Consider the following 20,552-nt stretch of genomic DNA (forward strand, 5'->3'; position numbering starts at 1 on the left):
CCGGTCCTTTTATGCCAAACGTTCAAGGGCAATCAGCATGGCGCTTTCCGGATCCAGTACGGGAAGCTGAATACCGGCCTGCGCCAGCCATTCCCCACTGATGTCGGAGGTCTGGTTCATCCAGCCGGGCAGCCTGCGCATGGTATGCCCGCCTTCACCGACCAGCTGAATATCCGGATGGTCAACAACACGAAGCCGGTAACGGGCCTGTGGTGCCAGCCCCGGAAAACGTAGAGCACCCGGCAGGGTGTGATCCGGCATGGCAAGCTGGCTCACCAGGAAGAGCGCCTGCGACTGATCCGGGCTGACCACCCCTGCACCTGTGTCGCCGCATCCGGCATATCCACCCGCCATAGGGTGCCCGTGTGGATAAGCTGCCGCCATTCTTTGTAGAGCGAGGCATAGCGGCGGTAACCGGCGGATTCCTCTTCTCCGGCCGTTACCGGATCCAGCTCCAGTCCCATATGACCGAACAGGGCCGTCAGACCGCGAAAGGCAATGCTGTGCTGCCGGAAGGTGGCATGGCAGCGATGATGACCGATGTGTGCCCCCATAACCTCCGGCGGGAAAAAGTAACTCATGCCACGCTGTATGGTGCAGCGCTCCAGGGCGTCATTGTTGTCAGAAGCCCAGAAGCGGTGCGTGCGGGTCAGAACCTCAAAGTCGATACGTCCACCGCCGGAAGCGCAGGACTCAAACTCAACACGGGGAAAACGTTCGCGCAGGAGATCCAGCAGCCGGTAAAACTGACGGGTCTGCGCGTCCGCCGCCGCCCGACCTTCATGCCCGGCCTGGACCAGCTCGCGGTTCATGTCCCATTTCACATAGTCAACTGGGTGTTCGCCCAGCAGCCATAAACAGCGTTCATAAATGTAAGCAAAGGCCTCAGGAATGTTCAGGTTGAGAACATACTGATGTCTCCCGGTTGGTTGTGTGTACCCCGGCATTGACAGTATCCAGTCAGGATGGCGGCGAAAGAGGTCAGAGTCCGGGTTAATCATTTCCGGTTCCACCCAGATACCGAACTCCATGCCGAGTGATTTCACATGGTTAATCACCGGCATCAGTCCGTCCGGATACTTCTGTTCATCCAGATACCAGTCGCCCAGAGCCGCATGGTCATCATTGCGCCCCTTAAACCAGCCGTCGTCGATAATGAAACGTTCAACGCCAAGCGCTGCCGCACGTCCGGCCATCTGCATGATGTAGTTCGGGTCGTGGTCAAAATAAATACCTTCCCAGGTATTGAGGTGCACCGGACGGGGTTTCTGCTCAGGAAAACGGATGATTTCATCGCGCAGAAAACGGTGGTACTGCTGACTCATACCATTGAGCCCCTCCGGGGAATAGCTGGCGTACAGCCACGGCGTGTACACGGTCTCATCCTTCTTCAGGGCTTTTTCTCCGGGCATCCACAGTGCTTCCGCCTGGAGGTAACGCCGTCCGTCAGTTTTGACCTCACATTTCATGCGATGGTTGCCACTCCAGCCCAGATGTACGGCCCACACCTCGCCCTGCTGTTCTGAGAAACCGGGGGCACCGGCAATCAGTGCCGGAAAATGCTCATGGGACGTGCGGCCCCGGCGGTTCTCCAGCACAAAACCGTCATGTGTGAGACGGACCCTGTGCGGCTGAAACTCACGAGTCCAGCGTCCGTGGAAGGCCATGACTTCCTCTGCCCTTTCAGCCACAGGGAGCGTGATGGCGAAGCGGTTCACCTGCCAGTCCCCTTCACGGAGGTTCGTCAGGGCATGACGCATCTTCAGCACACCGGACGATGTCAGCACCAGTTCACTGACCATGCGCAGACCCGCCACTGCATCCTCACTGGTCAGGGTGAGTGATTCTCCGGCCTGTACCACGCTGATGGTACGGAACACAGGGGACGCATCCAGCCCGTTGCGGTGTCCCTCCAGCCCCGGCGAGCCAAAAAGTCCCGCGCCGTTTTCGGCCATCAGCGTCAGTGGGGTGTCGGTATCCAGACGACCATTCGCAACCGGCCTTTCCAGGCTGATACAATCATCCGGTGAAAAGTGTTTCAGGGTGGATCCCCACCAGACAATCTCTGCATACGGGTGGGTTTTAATAATCAGGTCTGAGTGGGGACTGGTCAGCCTGCGGTACATCGGTTCCATAAGACATCTCCGTTTTCGTGTATGCCTTACTGTTGATCCGAATCGTTTCGGATAGCAACCGAAACGATTCGGATTTGTGAGCGGGATTAAAAATCAGGCGGAGGGAGCAAGCGTTGTCTTGCCAGGATGAAATTCCGGCTGCCAGAGTACTTGTAGCATTTCAGGTGAAACATTCGTGACCAGCTGGCGTATCATGTCGGCAATCTGACGACCGACGCGATGTCGTGTTGACTGAAGAACTGCAGCCACATCCTGTTCAATAATACTGTCCTGCGGCAGACCATCATAAACCACAAGAGAGACGGCATCCTCTCCGGACAGATGACCGGATAACTGCAGCGACATGGCCGCGCCATCACCGATCAGGTCACTGTCGGTAATAATGGCCGTCGGGGGAAGCGGAAGTGACATTAACTCAGTCACTGCCTGGAAACCTGAGCGTCGGGTGGGAGAGACCCGGCGTAGCCAGGTCTCAGGCAGACCATGTTCACTCAGGGCATCGCGCCATCCCTGACGTCGTGCAGTGACATAGGCACGGGAGTTGTCCTCACTCAGCAGGGCAATTCGCTGATGGCCCAGGGCAATCAGGTGCTGTGTGGCCTGCCAGGTTCCTGCATGGTTATCAAAGTCAAACCAGGCACAGGGAAGACCGGACGGCACCTGACCGAGTGCCAGAAACGGAATACCGGCCTCCTGCAGGTGTGTAAGACGCGGGTCATTATCCATCGTGTGCGCCACGATAAGGGCATCAACCCGGCGGCTTTCGACCAGACGCATATAGCTGTGGCTGTCAGCCCGTTCATCATCGGCTATCAGCAGTAAGTCAATATCATGGCGGGCCAGTTCCCGGCTGATACAACTGACCATATCCACAAACACACTACTGCTGAACAGTACAGCATGTTCAGGGAAGACCAGGCCGACCGCATCGGTTTTACCGGTTTTGAGACGTCTTGCCAGGGTATTCGGGCGATAACCACGACGCCGAGCTTCCGCTTCTACACGTGCACGGGTCGAAGCGGAAACGTCCGAAAATCCGCCAAGCGCCCGGCTGACTGTGGTGACAGAGATCCCGAGTTCGGCGGCGATAGCCTTGAGTGACATATTTTCTCCTGCGGATAACTGAACAGCCCTGTCCCTGATGCGGGTGATCCGGGCAACAAACCTGACAGAGACGCCTGCATAAGTGGTCGCGCTGTACCAGTATGAGCCTCCATCATCCTGATTTGTGTATTAACTTTCAATACCGGAGGACGATTTGATTACCGGTTGTTAGCAGGAGTGCGAATATTAGACCGACGGTGGAGATCTAAGACTCAGTGAGCATAGCGATACACTATATTACTGTAATTAAGCCAGTAAACTTCCTGTTCACTGGCTTAAACGCTAATGATGTATGCAGTTGAACAAGCTTTTAAACTAATGATTAATTGATATACTATTATCGTTAGCATTACCCGAACGCCGTATTTACGGTTATTTATTGGTAAGTGCTACGTTCCATGGCAAGAGTTCATCAACAGGTTGGAAGGCCATTCCGGCAAAACTCTCAGTATATGGCGCAGATACCATTCAGACAGCAGGTCCCGCTCAGCCCGTACAGTAGAGCGCCGTTCACTACCGTAATCGCTACCGAAGAACACATTGATTGCCCCTCAATAATCCTGCTGTTAACATCAAAATTGTTGGTCGGGCTCGATTTATTTAATTGTGTAAACAGGGCCTGGCTTTGTTGAATAAATCAGATTTCTGGTAAGTCTCCCCGTAGCGGGTTGTGTTTTCAGGCAATACGCACGCTTTCAGGCATACCTGCTTTCGTCATTTTGTTCAGCGCTCGTACCAGGGCCATAGCCTCCGCAACCTGACCATCGTAGTCACGCAGCGTCAGTGAACCCCCGAACAGCTCTTTTACCCGGTACATCGCCGTTTCCGCTATCGAGCGACGGTTGTAATCTGTTGTCCATTTCCACCGCGCATTACTCCCGGTCATTCGCTGATTAGCCACTGCACGGTTACGGTCTGCATATTCACCGGGCCAGTAACCCGCACCTTTTCGGGGCGGGATAAGCGCGCTGATTTTCTTACGCCGCAGTTCATCGTGACATAGCCGGGTATCGTAAGCGCCATCGGCGGCGGCTGACCTGATTTTCCGGTGGGTTTGCCGGATTAACCCGGGGAAGGCCTCTGAGTCCGTAACGTTGTTCAGCGACAGGTCAGCGCAGATGATTTCATGTGTTTTACTGTCAACGGCGAGATGCAGCTTACGCCAGATACGGCGGCGTTCCTGGCCATGCTTTTTGACTTTCCACTCGCCTTCACCGAAGACCTTCAGCCCGGTGGAATCAATTACCAGGTGTGCGATTTCACCCCGGGTGGGCGTTTTGAAACTGACATTAACCGACTTTGCCCGCCTGCTGACACAGCTGTAATCCGGGCAGCGTAGCGGAACGTTCATCAGAGAAAAAATGGAATCAATAAAGCCCTGCGCAGCCCGCAGGGTCAGCCTGAATACGCGTTTAATGACCAGCACAGTAGTGATGGCAAGGTCAGAATAGCGCTGAGGTCTGCCTCGTGAAGAAGGTGTTGCTGACTCATACCAGGCCTGAATAGCTTCATCATCCAGCCAGAAAGTTATGGAGCCACGGTTGATGAGGGCTTTATTGTAGGTGGGCCAGTTGGTGATTTTGAACTTTTGCTTTGCCACGGAACGGTCTGCGTTGTCGGGAAGATACGTGATCTGATCCTTCAACTCAGCAAAAGTTCGATTTATTCAACAAAGCCTTAACAGCGCAATATCAGCACTTGCACCCAGCCAGTCATTGACTGTATCCTCACCAGTCTTATATTTTGTCATCAGATTGGCAAAAGAGGCAGGCGCACCAAATTTACCACTTACAATATTTGAAAAATCACTGTAAAGCGGGAAAACTTTCTTCAATACAAGAGAGTTGAAAGTTTGAACTTTATTTATCAAGGAATTCCATTCCTCAGTGAAATTATTCTCGTTATTAGGCTCTCTTTTCAATGGGTTACTCATTGCAGCTCCCCTCTTGAAGAAATAATATTAAATATTGCAGTTGAATTATATAAAATAATCACCCCGACGATGGCAATACATTCCCAATTTTGTATCTTTATTATTTTTTGATCGTTTTCGCTGATGTGATTATATTTACTAATAATATTGTTGTGTTTTATTTTTACTGGTAGGGCTTCATTACTTAAAAAGTAAAAGCGAACCAGTGAAATCATAGCAATCATAAATGAAGGGATTGCAATTAAAATAAATGGATAACTATTATAATATGAATATAAATAAAATCCTATTAATTGTGATAAGCAACCAATTATTATAAGGCGGTATAATTTTTGATTGTAATAATTCACTTTGCGTTGTAATTCTTCGATGGATTCGTCTTCATTATTTTCCATACCATGACTCCGCATTTTTTATGTTCTTGGAAGTCCCTTCATTAACGTTAACCGTCAAATGGATGACTTCATTCTCTGTTTATATGTTTATATAATTTTTTACATACTGGTATGCTTTTTTGTGTTGGCCTGTGGCAACCATTCCTGCTACTGACAACGGACTGATTATGATGTTAACAAAACAGACTTCGGCTAAAATCCGGCTGACGGATAAAAAATTGATCAGCATAATCCCTCCCGTAAACCATGCTTTTCAATTATTCTGAGATACGATTTCTGTAGGTATTCAAATTACCGCGTCGGCACTAAACTTCATAGACAGCCGCACTAAAATCAGATTTTCTGAAATAGAGGCGCAGCAGAGCGCTCCCCCTGACATATTGTCTGCAGGCAATGGCCGGGTGTTGCTCCCCGGACATCAGCCCACATCACATATCTTTTCTCTGTCTTTGAAGCATTTCTGCTGGAACTGGCTCGTTGGTCACCACAACATGAAGAGATTTGCACAACGACTGGAACAGAATATCCGTGAAGAAGGGGCGAGGAAGGTATCCAGCGTGGTGAATAACGGGGCGAACAGAGAGGCATCGGGAAAGGTAAGCGCAAAGCGACTCTGAAAATTACCCGCACAATGCTGCAAAACGGCATCGACCGCAACACGGTGATGACTATGAGCGGTCTGACTGAAGAAGATCTGCAACGCATCACCCACTGACATTGTCGGGTTGTCTTCGTGCACCTCGTTCCCCATATTTTTAATATCTTGCCAGTCAGGTCAATCAGCGCAGATAGTCACCACTCACCACTCACCAATATCCAGCACGCTTTTCAGCAGACATATACAGTTTACCGACACCGACGGTTGGATCTGACACAGAGACATGATTCGACCACTGGTTATACCCTTCGATTAAAAGTCAAAGCAGGTACATTGCCATATTTACTTATTCCTAATTTGTATAGAATAAATATCCATAACCATTAATAATCATTAGAAACTCTTAACGAATAGCTTCTACAAACTTTCATGGTTGAGTTTTGCTTATTATACAAAAAAAATTTTAATCTCATGTAATAAAAGACATTAAAAATTAATTTCACAATTTTAAGATTTATTAAATTTTGAGATTTATGCAACTGATTTACTTAGGGAAGGTGCGAACAAGTTCCTGATATGAGATCATCATATTCATCCGGAGCGCATCCCAGAGGGACATCATGAGCCATCAACTCACCTTCGCCGATAGTGAATTCAGCACTAAGCGCCGTCAGACCCGAAAAGAGATTTTCCTCTCCCGCATGGAGCAGATTCTGCCATGGCAGAATATGACCGCTGTCATCGAGCCGTTTTATCCCAAGGCGGGCAATGGCCGACGGCCCTATCCGCTGGAGACCATGCTGCGTATTCACTGCATGCAGCATTGGTACAACCTGAGCGACGGTGCCATGGAAGATGCCCTGTACGAAATCGCCTCCATGCGCCTGTTTGCCCGATTATCCCTGGATAGCGCCCTGCCGGATCGCACCACCATCATGAATTTCCGCCACCTGCTCGAGCAGCATCAACTGGCCCGTCAATTGTTCAAGACCATCAATCGCTGGCTGGCCGAAGCAGGCGTCATGATGACCCAAGGCACTTTGGTGGATGCCACCATCATTGAGGCACCCAGCTCTACCAAGAACAAAGAGCAGCAACGCGATCCGGAGATGCATCAGACCAAGAAAGGCAATCAGTGGCACTTTGGCATGAAGGCCCACATTGGTGTCGATGCCAAGAGTGGCCTGACCCACAGCCTGGTCACCACCGCGGCCAACGAGCATGACCTCAATCAGCTGGGTAATCTGCTTCATGGAGAGGAGCAATTTGTCTCAGCCGATGCCGGCTACCAAGGAGCGCCACAGCGCGAGGAGCTGGCCGAGGTGGATGTGGACTGGCTGATCGCCGAGCGTCCCGGCAGGGTAAAAACCTTGAAGCAGCATCCGCGCAAGAACAAAACGGCCATCAACATCGAATACATGAAAGCCAGCATCCGTGCCAGGGTGGAGCACCCGTTTCGCATCATCAAGCGGCAGTTCGGCTTCGTGAAAGCCAGATACAAGGGGCTGCTGAAAAACGATAACCAACTGGCGATGTTATTCACCCTGGCCAACCTGTTTCGGGTGGACCAAATGATACGTCAGTGGGAGAGATCTCAGTAAAAACCGGAAATAACGCCAGAAATGGTGGAAAAAATAGCCTAAATAGGCTGATTCGATGTGTTTGCGGGAAAAAAATCGGCCCAGATCCGCGAAATTTTAATCAGCGAGTCAGCTTGGGAAGAAATGACCTGCTTATTCGCACCTTCCTTAGTGTTTTGTTTGGAGAGCTTTCAATTTAAATATTTACTTAATATTAGTGAATTTTATATATAAAAATCATTTGTTGTGATGATAAAAAATTTTAATTATGGTCATTGCTCTTTAAATATTAGGATTAAATCCAGAAGAAAATTAAGCGCGTACATTTAATAAGGATTGAAATTCAGAGGGCTTGTCCTCGATTCGATTCGTTGGTTTTGCTCTTCCTACTGTAAGTATGGACAAAAAAAACCAGCAGAGCAGAGTCGGATACATCGGGTCAACCTGGAGATTACGCTATGGCGTCGAAATATGCTGATGGGATAGAAAGCCATTACATACCCGGGACACTAAAACCGGGTTATACAGATGCTTCGCACTTCCGCCTTCTTATCTCAGTGAGCATGATCAGGAAAGAAAACATGCTGCATGCGCTGGAGGAGGTACTGGTCAGGGGCGTCAGTCGCAAAGAGGCTTGCGAACGATACTGTGTGTCACAGAGTCAGTTCTCTTTGAAATTCAGACATCTGCAGATGGTAAGCCAGAATATAGTGAGAATGTATCCATATATAGCCCTGGAAGTACAGCGGGAAAATATATAGCACGTCTTGAAAATAGACGCTGATGCAATTGCTATATTTTTTTCAATTATTAGGCAGTAAGTGGGCCTGGTAGGTGTCCATATTTTGAATCTTTATTTTACGAAAGATGGTTTTTTATCTTTCGTGCGGTAGCTATGGTTTTAATCAGAGTGCGATACGTTAATGCCTCACACTATGAGGAACCATTTCCTCAATTTAAAGCAGGGATTGTTGGTATGAAGAATATGTTATTTCTTTTACTTTTTTGCTCTGTGGTGAGTGTTACCTCTGAGGTAAATGCTGCCGAGTCAGACTGTTTTGAACTGGCAGGACAGGATGCCAGAATAGAACCCGATTTACTCAGAGCTATTGCCTGGCACGAATCGAGACTCAATACCAAAGCGATTGGTGATAATGCTCTTGCAGGGTTTTCACCGGGTTTTGGTATCGGACTAATGCAAATTGACTCTCAGCATCTGGGATTTCTGTCTCAGTATGGTCTCGACAGTAAAAATTTAAGTGCTGATATCTGTCTTAACATCTATGCGGGAGCCTATTTTCTTGCGATAGCGTTTAACCGACTGGGCGACTCCTGGGAAGCGGTGGGAGCCTATAATGCAGGGTTTTCGAAAAGTCCAGCGCAGGAAAAAAGAAGGAGAGATTATATCAGGAGAATAAAATTATCATATAAAGAAATAAAGTTAACAGCAATTCATCGTGGCAGGTAGTTTGCTGACTATTAATACCGCTATGAGTAAATTACGCAGCGTAAACCAGTTTATCTGTTTCGTTACTGGAACAGTTAACTTTTCATGCCTGCGTGCATATAACCGAAACACGGAGTGTAAAATGCTTATTGTTTATAAAACGACACAAAAAATGAAAGCGAAAGCTATCAAGAAAATGAAGCAGATTGATGAACTGAAAAAACAGCGAGGTATGACATTACTCGAAATCATCATTGTTCTGGGTATTATCGGCACCATCGCAGCGGGTGTGGTTATTCTGGCACAACGTGCATTTGACAGCCGTACTGTTTCAGAAATCGTCAGTAACACCAACACCGTGCGTATTGCGGTGAAAGATGCTTATCAGCGTTCTGCTACTGGTTATCCGGTTCCGAATGGTGCAGCAACGCTTGCACTGAACCCGACCACCATTCGTACTCATGCAGCGGATCAGCCGATCGTTGCCAGCCTGGTACAGCTCGGTAAGTTGTCACTTGATGAAGCCCGCAACGGTATTTCCAATGATTATCTGAACATTGGTGGTGCGTTAACTGATGCCAGCCAGACGATCAGTAAAGGCTTCTTTATCGAACTTAACGGCTTAAGCCGCGATCAGTGCCGTAGTATCGTTTCACAGGTGGGTAACCAGTGGGATTATGTTGAAGTGTCCGCGACTTCAGCACCGGCAGGTACTTATGCCGTCACGGCAAAACCTGTTGATATGTCTACGGCTCCCACAACTAATATATTACGTAGTCTGAATGCTAATGGTAACGTGAGTATTTCCCCTAATGCTATTACTCAGGTATGTACCGATAATACGTCCAACGCTGTTATTTTAGGTAGCCGTTAATAAAATGCTCCATGCTTTTACCTGTAAAGGCATGGAGCCTGTTTTCTGTCGGGGTTTATTGTGAATAACAACAATATTCAGGGATACAGTCTTCTTGAAGTCATCATCGTTTTAGCCATTATCGGCGGCATTATGATGGGGATTGCCGGCTATATGAAAAAACAGGTGGAAACTGTCGCCCGGCAGAGTACAACGGATGCGTTAGCGACTGAAATTGCTGGCATGGTTAAATTTGTGCATGAAGATGAAATTTATCTCGATGCACAAACTGCACCGATTAAAAACCCGTTGTACGATATCGCCAGTATTGCAACCTATTCAGCAAGAACCGGGAATACCCAAATCACCGATGACGTGGCGACATCAGGTTTTTATAAGTGGGATGTAACGAATTCAGAGCGAGGATATTTTCGTGATGCCCGCTGTGCCGGTGACGGCGCAACGGCATCAGCCTTTCGCTTCGTCAGTGAGTATATCCCGTGCAAGGTTGACAGCGTATTACACTCGCAGGAATTTCGTCTGGAGCGTGTGGATCTGGTGGGTAATGCCACGACGCGTAGTATAGAACGTATTGATTTTTTTGTTGCTTATTATCCGGGTGTGTCAACGGATAATTTGTTTCTGGAAACATACATTAATGAAATTGAGACTTCATTCAAAAATAAAAAGCTGACTTATTCCAAAGCATTGCTGATAGAGCGAAGAAAATCGGAGCCGGACAAGACGAAATGGAGCCTGATGAGATCAAATACCACGACGCCTGTGGAGAGGATCAGTTTAGGGCAGATGGCCAACAGCCTGGATAAGTTCAGAAATAACAACGCCACGGATTATGGCATCCGTTTCAGCTTTATCGTGGGGGATGGACAATATCTAAAATCAGACGGTAGCGTAGGTGCTGACAAGTTGTGCTGGAACGCGCAGACAAAAATGTCAGGGCCTTGTCTGCACAGCACCCCTGATAATGACAATCAATTATTGCTGTCTACAGCGACAGCAAATACAAATACCGCAGCGTCCTTATGTTGGGATCAGAAAACTGGCACCAGTCGGATATGTATTTCACCTAATGCAAACAACACCGGGCTACAAATCCGGGATGAAACCACAACGCCGGGCGCGCCAGGCGAGACCGCCACGCTGATGGCTAACGTGGTAGTTAAAGATCAAAATGGCGAACTGACGACCATTCCGAAAGTGAGCTATCTGAGTTTCAAAGGAAATGGCCCCGATATTGTCCAGGGGGCTGGCTACAGTGGCAATATTACCAGCGCCATTGAAAGAAACGGGCTTATCTTCGTCCCTTTGCAAACCTGTCCATTGAACCCGGAAGATACGCAAAACAGAAGTCGATTGTTTCCCCGTCTCTCAGTGGCCATCTCATCGGTGGTACCTGAAACGATGGATAACAATAATAATTTGCAAACGGATTTAACCAGGGAATCAACTAACCGGGCACGGGGAATAGACAATGTCGGGAAATTCGGCGGAGTTGCGTTACAGGTAGACCAGGTTGCGGCGGGTGTCATACAGGCGGGTCAGGCCGGCTGGGTTGTGACGGCCACAACGGGGAATTACGACGGTAACAATGGTCGTGCAAAAGTTTATATCAGTCCTAAATCGCTGTCGATTGTCGCCTTTATGTGGTGCAGTTCAGTAGAACAGCTATAAACAACTTTTCATGGATGTCGGGTGAGGTTCTTAATATTATGAATCATAAGTTTTCAGTTCTTGCGCTTATTTTTGGGAGCGCTCTGTTGTCATTTCACGCTCAGGCAGCTGAGCCGACAAACGGAATAAAACAGGGACGTAGTCCTTTTCAGGTCGACAATATCGCGAAACCCGGGAATACTGGCACGATTGCCCCTCCGGCAATGAAAGCTGCGCCTGTGAATACGGGAGCCGTTTCTTCACTGGTAATGAAAACCACGCCTGGGACCTACACACCATCGCCAGTTTATCTGACATTAAATCAGAATATGCTGCTCAGCCAGGAAATCCAGAAATGGGCAGTCAGTAATGGACTGAAGCCGCTGTGGAACAGTAATCGTGATTATATGATTTACAACACCATCAGTATTTCAGGGAAAACCATCGATGACACACTGACCCAGTTAGGACAGATATTTTCATCTGAACACTATGGGTTGGTAATAAAACTGTATGAAAAAAATAATGTCCTTGTTATCGATGCGCAATAAAGAGAATATAAAATGAATACTAAACTGACTCTTTTAACACTGGTATTGCTTTTACAGGGCTGTACGCAAGAATTTAATGAAAAATATAACCCTCAGACCTTGGTCAATTCTGACTCCGGGGTACAGAGTGGCGATGAGCTTAAACAGAGCCCGTTTATGAAGTATAAAACGGCTTTTCTGGGCAAGGCCGTTGACTACAGTGAGAAGAAACAGGCACTGCTGGCTAAATCAATATCAATCAATACCTTTGCACCAACCGAACTGGAGACCGTGTTTGATATTATCAACGCACAGTCGGGAACGAGCTATCGTATTGATCGCAGCATTCCTGGCAGTAATACCGAAATGGCGATTATCGAGCCGCATACCGTTAGCTTTACCGGGCGGTTTGATGAGTTCCTGAGGTATATATCTGCCCTCTATGATGTGAGTATCCAGGTTGTCGATGACCATATTATTGATGTTAAAGCCTACAATACCTATGCCATAAAGCTGGATTTCTATGGCAGCGATAATACCTTCGAAGCCAGTATGGATCTTTCCGGGAACGAAGCCACCGCTTCAGGCGGCGTCAAGGGGAAATCGGAGATCAAGTTTAAATCCACCTTCTGGGATGATGTGAAGGACATGGCCGAGAAATATGTCTCGAGCAAGGTGTATAACATCTTCAAGGATGCCTCTATTCTTACTTACAGTGGCCGCCCTTCAGAAAATGAGGTGTTGTCCCGCGTCTTAAAAGAATACCAGAGTTCAAACAGTCGCCAGTTTGTGGTGACGTATAAAATCTTTACTCTGGATAAGAGCAAGATAAAGAATCTGGGGGCAGGGGTAAATGCGTCCTATAAGAATGGCGGTACTTCTTTTGGCATTAATACCAGCCTGATGGACACGCTGACCGGTGGCCTATCGGTCGGGCGTGATTTCTACTCAGGGACGGATCCCAAACTGAATATCAGCGCACAACTGGATGCCGTGTATAACCTGACCGGTAGCAAGGTCCTGCAGAGTGGAACCTTTGTTACCCGCAATAACGTACCCGTCCCGCTGAACCTGACGCGTTCCCAGTATTTTGTCTCCGGACGCACGCAGACGACGAATTCGCTGACCTCGGTGGTGGATACCGAAATTGAAACCTCACAGATTATTACCGGTACCAGCTTCATCGTAACGCCGCGGGTGCTCTCTGACGGAAGAATTGAGGTGGCCAGCGGTTTTACGAAGCGATTCCTGAACTCCATTGATACGTTTGAGAAAGTGCAATTGCCGAATGTCACCACCACAGAAATGTTCAACACGTCGATCGTGACGCCGGGTGGGCTGCTGCTGGTCGGCAAGTACAACTCTAATGATGAATCTGACAACCAGTCAGCGATGCTGCTGGGGGGGAGTCTGAACCGCGATGATAAGGATTCCACCATTGTCATGATTGTGGGGATTGATTATTACCGGGCCCCTTTTATCGGGCAATAAAAAATGCTTATTCCTGAATTTAAAAAAAATAAAATGCAGATAAATGTGATGTGGACTTCTGATGTTGGTGCCTTCAGTACGCCTCACTATACAAAATGGTTAGCAGGTGTGCAGCGTCGTTACCGGAGTATTGAGTATATCGATAGTAACGGGATAAGACATAAAGGATTTATCCAGAATAATCTACAGTCCAATGAATCCTTTGCGGTATATGTGAAAGAGATTTATGGCGACGGATTTTACTATTGCCCGCTGGAGGAAGACGGTGTCACTAACGGGGTTTATGTTCTGATTATTAAGGACGATATAATAATCTCCGGAACGGATTCAGTTTATGACATTGCATTTTTTCAAAAGCTGGATGAAGAGAGAGAGAAGTCTGAGTATTCTGACCTGGTACGCACGAAACTCGGTATCGAGCACTTTAACGAGATTTCTGCCCGTTATAAAAAGAATATTCAGATATTGCAGCGCAGAAGAAATATGCAACATCTCTTTTTTGGTACCGGCCTGTTTATTTTTGCCGTCATTCTTTACTTCCTTACCAGTGCGATAATTTCAAGGTGAACCTATGCGTGGCATTCTCTATGACTGGCGTAATAAATACATTGGCACAGATAAAACAAAAAACAAACTTCTGATCTTTGTCAGCCTTCTGGTGCTTGCCGGGGTGGGTACCGCCGGAGGCGTGTTTTATTTTCAGCATCAGGAGAACAAGAAACTGGAAGAGGAGAAAGCGCAGAAACTGGCGATGATCCAGCGGCAGACGCAGAATATCAGAACCTTTTACGGAACGTCGCTGGCAGGTGCCAGTCCTGAACAGTTTATTACATTTATGCGGGAGGTTTATGCCAGTCGCCAGCCTGTCGAATTGCTCGGTTTTACGGAAACCAGCTATCTCTGCGATAGTGAAAAATGCAACTTTTCATACGAGTTGAATGCTGATACGACCTTTAACACGCAGAATAAAGTGTTCTGGGAGGAAGAATATCAACCATCGTTTTCAGAAAACAAACTGGACTACCCTGATATCCCATCGCACTTGAATGTGAATCCGGCGTTGGATAAGTTTAATAAGCTGGAGCCAATAAAGGCGGCTGACTGCAATGAAATACTGAACTATGTGTACAGTTATAATTCTCTGGTACCGAAGGACAGGAAGTTTTTTATCGATACCCTTCCAGCTTCGACGGTGACAGCAGATGAGGCGGCATTGCCTAATTTACCTGAAAGCTATCAGCTGTTATTTACGTCCTGGAGCGTAGCCATACCGGATAATTACATTGATATCATCGTATTCTGGAAGCGCCAGGCTTTTCTCGACTCGGTCATTATCAAGTCTGTTGAAAAAAATAATAAATCTGCCACCCATTCTATTAATGTAAAAGGAGTTTTCATATGCAAAAAATAACATTACTGCTATTCGCGATGGTGTTCTCTGTCTCATATGCATTCGCTGAAATGTCGACACCGACAGAGGCCGGTGAGCCTGCTGCACCTCAGGCACAGAATACAGAAGAAAAGTCAGCGAATCAGAAGCAGATAGTTCAGCTTATGGAATCCGATATGACCTTTGAGCGTGAAAAACGTCAGCTGAGCAATGAGGTTGCGCTTGAGAAACTGCGTGCTGAGCTCAAGAAAGTGCGTAGCGAAGGTGGGCCCGCCATCGTGATGTCTGCCGCGCCGGAGGCTGCATCTGCGCCAGCGCAGTCCGTCAGGGATGCTGTGCCGCAGGTGCTGGCGACCTCTCAGGTGGGGGGAATTTCCAAAATCGCAGTCGGAACGGGCAGCAGGGTTATCCTGGTTGACCGGCATGAAGTGTTTGACATTGGCGGTAAAAAATACCACCTGCTGAACAACAGTAAGAAACAGCTGGTTGTTGGGGTTGTTGCACCGTGAGTCCGCTCGAATTTATTCACCTCCCGGGAGAGGAAGATAAAATAGCCCTGTCCCGGTGGCAGTTCACATCACCGGAGAAAGATTTTCTTATCGCGGAAAACAGCGACAAAAAGTATCTCTGTATCTGTGATTTCAGCCTCAGCAATTTGGGTTTATATCATGCCGACATTGCATATATCCGTGCTGAACATATGTTGAATATTTGCGGTGTAGTGCTGCTTACACAGGATAATTACTACAGTCACATTGAAAAGGCTATTCATGAATTTGAATTCAACAAAAACCTTAAGCGTGACAGTGATGTGCAACATGAGCTGGAAAAACTGCTTATTTCTGCTGTAAATGCCGGAGCCAGTGACCTGCACATTACGCGGGGCGATTTTCTGGCGAAAGTGGAGTTCAGGATTAACGGGATTCTGTGCCCGATGCAACAGATTATTGCCAAACGCTGTGATGAGTTAATTTTTGTGCTTTACAACGTCCAGGCATCGACCAAGGAGACCACCTGGAACCGGAGTATCCCGCAGAGTGCCAATATTCTGTACACCCTTAACGGGAAAAATTATCGCTTCCGTTATGCACATTTCCCATTATTTGGAGAAACGGACGAGTGTTATCATAGCGTGTTACGTATTATTTCTTCCGGTTTGAATAAAAGTGTTATTCCAGATTTGGAAAAAATTGGTGTTTCTAAACCAGAAGTTGATGATATTAAGAAAATATTAAGTAATCCTTATGGTGCTTATATTATTGCAGGTACGACGGGATCAGGTAAATCAACAACGTTAAAAAATATGATGGAGTGGTTGCAAATAAACCGCTTCGATGATCGGGGGTGCTTTTTGACAATTGAGGATCCCGTTGAATATCAAATTTATGGAGCCAAGCAAAGTTCCGTACTTGATGTTGATGGCGGTGGATTTCACAGTGCTATTAAATCTGCTTTGCGTCGTGATCCTGATGTATTAATGGTAGGCGAGATTCGCGATCCGGTATCATCAAATGCACTTGCAGGGGCGGTAGAAAGTGGTCACTACTGTTTTACGACAGTACATGCCGGCAATATTGTCACCTTGCTCCAGCGACTCACGGCACTAGGAATTGCCAGTGATAAGCTCTCAACACCGGGTTTCATTGCCGGGTTGCAGTGTCAAAAACTCATTCCCTTGCTTTGTCTTCATTGCCGAATACCTCATCATGTTGTGATTCAGAATCGAGAATTTGACCTGTTTGTTAAGAGTAAGGATGGTTGTCCCTATTGTGGTAATACAGGGATCAAGTCAAGACAGCTTGTTATTGAATACATGCGTCCAACGCTTAAAGAGTTAGAGGCTATTTCACGTCAGGACTGGCTTAACGTTTATACCCATTGGCGGCAAAAAAGATTAACCAATGAGGGATTATCTGAAGGTTTTTCGTTAAAAGAAAAAACGATGATGCATGTGCTTAAAGGTCAGTCATGTTTTTCCTGGTTTATGATGGAGTTCGGTGGCCTGGAGTCAGAAGATATGGAGGTTTTAATTGAGAAAATTCACTAAAAATCAGCGGTTATATCTTTATGGTTTCTGTGCGGATATGATTAAGGCCGATCTGCCTCTTTATAACTCTATAGTCAAACTTGAGGCTGAAGGTGGGAAACTTTTAGGCACCGGATTTTGTAAAAAATTACAGCAACTGCTTAAAAAAATGACTTCCAGTGAATCAATATCCATTGTATTTGAAGGATTAATTCCTCAGTCAGAACTGAGTATTATTTATTCATCAGAAAAAAGTGGTAGTCTGGCAGATGGATTTACCAGTTTGGTTGATAACATTAAATATCAAAGTATGTTGACGTCTAGATTAATTAATGCAGTGACATTCCCCATTATAATGCTTGTGCTTTCACTGATCGTAATTGCTGGTTATGCCGTGAAAGTATTCCCAGCTTTCGAACGTGTTATTGCCGTTTCTCGCTGGCCTATGGTAACCCAAATGCTGTATGGTTTTGGATCTGCTCTTTATAATGGCTTGTGGATTACCATTCTTATTGGCGTGATTATTGTGGTGATTGCCTTCAGATTTTTAATGGCTAATTTTAGTGGTGCATTTCGTGATCGGTTTCTTGACAGAGTTATACCTTTTTCAGTTTATAAAAAATTAAACAGTTCTTTAGTATTGAGTAACTTATCTTCGATGCTACGTAATAATATTCCGATTAATGAATCGCTGGATATTATCAGTCTTAACTCTAATCGTTGGTTAAAATCGCACATTAAGAAAATGCAGTCAAATATGACGATAGGTATGCCTTATGGATCTGCGCTTAATACGGGGTTACTTGGACGTGATGAATTGTTGAATATCAGCTTGTATTCGAGCCTGCCATCATTTTTCGATGTTCTCCAGTCCGTATCGGAAAAGGCTAAGATTGATATAAATAATAATATACAAAAATTAGCGGGGTTGTTGAAATCGCTTTCAACATTAGTTTTGGGAGGTAGCGTCATTTGGGTCTTTATCGCATTATTTTCTCTATCAGATGCGTTGTCAAAAATGACATCTTATTAACAGGAGCAAAAAATGAGGACATTAAATTCAATTTTTTCAAAAGGCATATTGCCAGCATCTTTAATAGTATGTTCCTTCAGTGCATTTTCTGCCATGGAGGTAAAAGGTTTTTCACTTTCTCAGGAGGATGCGATCCGTAATATCTATGGCTCCTGCCACCGCCTGGAAGAACCCTTAGTTATTAAACTTCATACCAACACGGACTTTGTTGCAGGTGATCAGGGATGGCGTTTCGAAATAAGATACCAAATTAAAGAAGATAAAAAATATAAGACAGATATATTTTCAGCTGATAATGATAAGTTAACCAATCAGTTTGCAAGTTATTTTCCTGTTACAAATCAAAATGGAACCGGGAGTGGTTTTGTCAAACCTCTTACTGAATCAAATGGTATTTATGGTTTTAGGTTAAATGCCAGTAACCAACAAGGCGGGCAGTGGATTCAAGCTACACTTCCGACAAGAAATATAGAATTTATACAACTGTACGCCTGGAGTTACTCAAATAAGCAGGGGGGTATTTATAATTTTCGTAGACAAGGCGGTAACTTTATGAGTGGTGGTGCAATTACTGGAACTGCCACTCAAATTGGGCCTGTTACTTTCAATCTTTTAAGTGTCGACCACCTGAGTGTAGCTTTTGTTCAGACAATGGGAGGTGTTGGTATTACTCCTCGCTGGGGTTTCGAGGCTGTACCCGTGAATTTCCAGGACAGAGGGCCTTATAATGCGGCCCAGTATAAAGCGGCCTGCCAGTGATAAGAGTGCTGTGAATGGATAATTTCTTGTATTATTTTTATCTGACCTGTTTTTTACTGGTCGGATTATCTGTCGGAAGTTTTATCAACGTGGTTATTTATCGACTGCCACTGAAGACACTGCATCAGCAGGCGGATGATGACGTCGGTATAATAAGTCTCTCCTGGCCGCCATCGCATTGTCCGCAATGCAATGCGATGATATTAAATCGGGACAATGTCCCGCTGTTCAGCTGGATTATGCTGAAAGGGCGTTGCCGGTTTTGTCAGGCACCCATTCCGCTGATATACCCGATGACAGAGCTTATCCACGGACTGTGGTTTTTTTTGGGGTTCATCTTTCTCTTTACCGGGAATAATCTGCTCAGCCTGCTTCCCGTTCTGGTACTTTTTTGTACTTTATACGCAATAACTATAATTGATATCCGGCACTATATTATTCCCGACCCACTGAACTACTTTCTGCTCTGGTCTGGCATGGTCTTTTCAGTGACGGGTATCACGGCGGTATCTCCCTTGTCGGCAGTAATGGGCGTTTGTGTTATCTGGCTAGTGACGCATGCGCTAATGTTTGCCTACGAGCGGATACGGAAAGTGGATGGACTGGGCGGGGGAGATGTGAAACTCTTTGCCGCCGTCATGCCATGGGTGGGTATTGAGAACATTCATGTTCTTTTACTCTTATCGTCCTGCACTGGTCTTGCCATCATAGTGTTATATAAATATTTAATCAAGATTGATTTTAATCATCAAAAAAATATTGAAAATACAAATTGCGAATATATCCCCTTCGGGCCAGCAATCTCTTTCTCTGTGCTTTATATATTTTTAAGACATTGCTTGGGTTGACCATTTATAATCAGTTTGTAATTTTGAATTAAAGGAGGGAAACCAGGATCACGATATAACCCTGGCTGAGGGGGATTTTGCCAATTGCCATCAATTTTTAGCGGTGTTTATGTAATGAAATTATAATATAAGTGAAAGACCTGATGTATAATAAAATGCTTCAATTTTTTCTACCGGGTTATTTTGGTTTGGGGTTTTTATTGGGTATATCATTCCCGATATATTTATATATATTTAAAAGAGTTATCTTTGATGAAGTGGTGCTGTATATCATTGATCTCATCTATCTTTTGCAGTGACATGGCGATGCCGCTTTGCCACACGTTACGACAAAATTGTGAGCAACTATCTCTGGCGATGGTGAAACTGGGCGGCACTCAGCTTTTTTGCCAACGGTGATGCAATTGAGGGCTCCTCCGGCCTCAGACCTTCCTGTGCTGTTCAATATTCATTGATAGTGAGGTTTTATTGGGTAGCAGGACATCATCGCCGGTCACCAGCAGAGCTTCAGCAATGTCACTATGACTTATCTGCACCCGATGATTTTATGATGATGTTTCTGTCTTTTTCCTGGACATCGTCTGAATTTTTAACCATCTCTGAACGTAAACAGTAATAGCTTTCCTCATCGGGGATAAATATTTTTTATCATTGCGCCCTCTTTATCGATTTTTTATCTGTTGTTTATGCGATATCCAGCCCCTATATAAGTGGATGTTATCAAATGAAATTGAGATTAAATCACAATTTCTTTTTAAG

19 protein-coding genes and 3 pseudogenes are annotated in these 20,552 nt (G+C 46.0%); 16 read left to right on the forward strand and 6 right to left on the reverse strand.

Annotation, left to right across the window (positions count from 1 at the left end; all coding sequences use genetic code 11):
- Positions 1 to 9 precede the first annotated feature (9 nt).
- The 6 genes and pseudogenes from NMD08_RS03540 to NMD08_RS03565 all read right to left on the reverse strand — a co-directional run bounded on the left by NMD08_RS03540 (position 10) and on the right by NMD08_RS03565 (position 5,567).
- A pseudogene (locus NMD08_RS03540) lies at positions 10 to 2,135 on the reverse strand (alpha-galactosidase).
- 93 nt (positions 2,136 to 2,228) lie between these two features.
- Positions 2,229 to 3,239, reverse strand: a complete 1,011-nt coding sequence (locus tag NMD08_RS03545) for a substrate-binding domain-containing protein (RefSeq protein ID WP_000053329.1) — start codon at positions 3,237 to 3,239, stop codon at positions 2,229 to 2,231.
- Positions 3,240 to 3,611: 372 nt separating this feature from the next.
- Positions 3,612 to 3,778 (reverse strand): annotated as a pseudogene (locus NMD08_RS03550) (transposase domain-containing protein); the annotation flags it as partial.
- A 137-nt stretch (positions 3,779 to 3,915) separates the two neighbouring features.
- The gene (locus NMD08_RS03555; RefSeq protein WP_201506682.1) at positions 3,916 to 4,884 is read right to left on the reverse strand and encodes an IS5-like element IS903B family transposase; all 969 of its coding nucleotides are present in this window, start codon (positions 4,882 to 4,884) and stop codon (positions 3,916 to 3,918) included.
- Between the two features lie 21 nt (positions 4,885 to 4,905).
- On the reverse strand, positions 4,906 to 5,172 hold the full coding sequence (locus NMD08_RS03560) for a hypothetical protein (protein ID WP_370612015.1): 267 nt from the start codon (positions 5,170 to 5,172) through the stop codon (positions 4,906 to 4,908).
- Positions 5,169 to 5,567, reverse strand: a complete 399-nt coding sequence (locus NMD08_RS03565; RefSeq protein ID WP_370612016.1) for a hypothetical protein — start codon at positions 5,565 to 5,567, stop codon at positions 5,169 to 5,171. Before NMD08_RS03565 ends, NMD08_RS03560 begins: the two co-directional genes overlap by 4 nt.
- Before the next feature lie 595 nt (positions 5,568 to 6,162).
- On the opposite strand from NMD08_RS03565, the pseudogene NMD08_RS03570 reads away from it, so the two are divergent.
- From NMD08_RS03570 to NMD08_RS03645, 16 genes and pseudogenes are all read left to right on the forward strand, one after another.
- Positions 6,163 to 6,282 (forward strand): annotated as a pseudogene (locus NMD08_RS03570) (ISNCY family transposase); the annotation flags it as partial.
- Positions 6,283 to 6,785: 503 nt separating this feature from the next.
- Entirely contained in the window at positions 6,786 to 7,766 is a 981-nt protein-coding gene (locus NMD08_RS03575) for an IS5-like element ISKpn26 family transposase (RefSeq protein WP_000019450.1), read from the forward strand.
- Positions 7,748 to 7,945 (forward strand): hypothetical protein, encoded by a 198-nt coding sequence (locus NMD08_RS03580; RefSeq protein ID WP_370619526.1) that lies wholly within the window; start codon positions 7,748 to 7,750, stop codon positions 7,943 to 7,945. Before NMD08_RS03575 ends, NMD08_RS03580 begins: the two co-directional genes overlap by 19 nt.
- A 258-nt stretch (positions 7,946 to 8,203) precedes the next feature.
- Entirely contained in the window at positions 8,204 to 8,506 is a 303-nt protein-coding gene (locus NMD08_RS03585; protein WP_370619528.1) for a PapB/FocB family fimbrial expression transcriptional regulator, read from the forward strand.
- A 215-nt stretch (positions 8,507 to 8,721) separates the two neighbouring features.
- Positions 8,722 to 9,213, forward strand: a complete 492-nt coding sequence (locus tag NMD08_RS03590) for a transglycosylase SLT domain-containing protein (protein ID WP_370612017.1) — start codon at positions 8,722 to 8,724, stop codon at positions 9,211 to 9,213.
- 121 nt (positions 9,214 to 9,334) lie between these two features.
- A complete protein-coding gene (locus tag NMD08_RS03595; protein ID WP_370619530.1) occupies positions 9,335 to 10,066 on the forward strand; it encodes a type IV pilus major pilin in 732 nt (243 codons plus the stop codon).
- Between the two features lie 60 nt (positions 10,067 to 10,126).
- Positions 10,127 to 11,737 carry a Tfp pilus assembly protein FimT/FimU gene (locus NMD08_RS03600; protein WP_370619532.1) on the forward strand — a complete coding sequence of 537 codons (1,611 nt, stop codon included), beginning with the start codon at positions 10,127 to 10,129 and terminating at the stop codon, positions 11,735 to 11,737.
- An 86-nt stretch (positions 11,738 to 11,823) separates the two neighbouring features.
- Complete coding sequence (locus NMD08_RS03605) at positions 11,824 to 12,267, forward strand: TcpQ domain-containing protein (protein ID WP_370619534.1); 444 nt, start codon at positions 11,824 to 11,826, stop codon at positions 12,265 to 12,267.
- A gap of 12 nt (positions 12,268 to 12,279) precedes the next feature.
- Positions 12,280 to 13,737: a type II and III secretion system protein gene (locus tag NMD08_RS03610; protein ID WP_370612021.1), complete on the forward strand. Its 1,458-nt coding sequence runs from the start codon at positions 12,280 to 12,282 to the stop codon at positions 13,735 to 13,737.
- Positions 13,738 to 13,740: 3 nt separating this feature from the next.
- Positions 13,741 to 14,304 carry a hypothetical protein gene (locus NMD08_RS03615; RefSeq protein WP_370612022.1) on the forward strand — a complete coding sequence of 188 codons (564 nt, stop codon included), beginning with the start codon at positions 13,741 to 13,743 and terminating at the stop codon, positions 14,302 to 14,304.
- 121 nt (positions 14,305 to 14,425) lie between these two features.
- Positions 14,426 to 15,148 (forward strand): hypothetical protein, encoded by a 723-nt coding sequence (locus NMD08_RS03620; protein WP_370612023.1) that lies wholly within the window; start codon positions 14,426 to 14,428, stop codon positions 15,146 to 15,148.
- Complete coding sequence (locus NMD08_RS03625; protein WP_370612024.1) at positions 15,136 to 15,636, forward strand: hypothetical protein; 501 nt, start codon at positions 15,136 to 15,138, stop codon at positions 15,634 to 15,636. The genes NMD08_RS03620 and NMD08_RS03625 overlap by 13 nt, the downstream gene beginning before the upstream one ends.
- Before the next feature lie 191 nt (positions 15,637 to 15,827).
- Positions 15,828 to 17,174 carry an ATPase, T2SS/T4P/T4SS family gene (locus NMD08_RS03630; protein ID WP_370612326.1) on the forward strand — a complete coding sequence of 449 codons (1,347 nt, stop codon included), beginning with the start codon at positions 15,828 to 15,830 and terminating at the stop codon, positions 17,172 to 17,174.
- On the forward strand, positions 17,158 to 18,186 hold the full coding sequence (locus NMD08_RS03635; RefSeq protein ID WP_370612025.1) for a type II secretion system F family protein: 1,029 nt from the start codon (positions 17,158 to 17,160) through the stop codon (positions 18,184 to 18,186). Before NMD08_RS03630 ends, NMD08_RS03635 begins: the two co-directional genes overlap by 17 nt.
- Positions 18,187 to 18,198: 12 nt before the next feature.
- Positions 18,199 to 18,945 carry a hypothetical protein gene (locus NMD08_RS03640; RefSeq protein ID WP_370619536.1) on the forward strand — a complete coding sequence of 249 codons (747 nt, stop codon included), beginning with the start codon at positions 18,199 to 18,201 and terminating at the stop codon, positions 18,943 to 18,945.
- Between the two features lie 14 nt (positions 18,946 to 18,959).
- Positions 18,960 to 19,793: an A24 family peptidase gene (locus NMD08_RS03645; RefSeq protein WP_370619538.1), complete on the forward strand. Its 834-nt coding sequence runs from the start codon at positions 18,960 to 18,962 to the stop codon at positions 19,791 to 19,793.
- Positions 19,794 to 20,552: the final 759 nt, after the last annotated feature.

Origin of the sequence: Citrobacter meridianamericanus (assembly GCF_041320245.1) — a bacterium.
Classification (GTDB): Bacteria; Pseudomonadota; Gammaproteobacteria; order Enterobacterales; family Enterobacteriaceae; genus Citrobacter; species Citrobacter meridianamericanus.

Coding starts and splice junctions, on each gene's coding strand:
- NMD08_RS03575 (WP_000019450.1), top strand. CDS start 6,786: ATGAGCCATCAACTCACCTTCGCCGATAGTGAATTCAGCACTAAGCGC.
- NMD08_RS03630 (WP_370612326.1), top strand. CDS start 15,828: ATGTTGAATATTTGCGGTGTAGTGCTGCTTACACAGGATAATTACTAC.
- NMD08_RS03560 (WP_370612015.1), bottom strand. CDS start 5,172: ATGAGTAACCCATTGAAAAGAGAGCCTAATAACGAGAATAATTTCACT.
- NMD08_RS03610 (WP_370612021.1), top strand. CDS start 12,280: ATGAATACTAAACTGACTCTTTTAACACTGGTATTGCTTTTACAGGGC.
- NMD08_RS03645 (WP_370619538.1), top strand. CDS start 18,960: ATGGATAATTTCTTGTATTATTTTTATCTGACCTGTTTTTTACTGGTC.
- NMD08_RS03595 (WP_370619530.1), top strand. CDS start 9,335: ATGCTTATTGTTTATAAAACGACACAAAAAATGAAAGCGAAAGCTATC.
- NMD08_RS03565 (WP_370612016.1), bottom strand. CDS start 5,567: ATGGAAAATAATGAAGACGAATCCATCGAAGAATTACAACGCAAAGTG.
- NMD08_RS03625 (WP_370612024.1), top strand. CDS start 15,136: ATGCAAAAAATAACATTACTGCTATTCGCGATGGTGTTCTCTGTCTCA.
- NMD08_RS03545 (WP_000053329.1), bottom strand. CDS start 3,239: ATGTCACTCAAGGCTATCGCCGCCGAACTCGGGATCTCTGTCACCACA.
- NMD08_RS03585 (WP_370619528.1), top strand. CDS start 8,204: ATGGCGTCGAAATATGCTGATGGGATAGAAAGCCATTACATACCCGGG.
- NMD08_RS03590 (WP_370612017.1), top strand. CDS start 8,722: ATGAAGAATATGTTATTTCTTTTACTTTTTTGCTCTGTGGTGAGTGTT.
- NMD08_RS03615 (WP_370612022.1), top strand. CDS start 13,741: ATGCTTATTCCTGAATTTAAAAAAAATAAAATGCAGATAAATGTGATG.
- NMD08_RS03640 (WP_370619536.1), top strand. CDS start 18,199: ATGAGGACATTAAATTCAATTTTTTCAAAAGGCATATTGCCAGCATCT.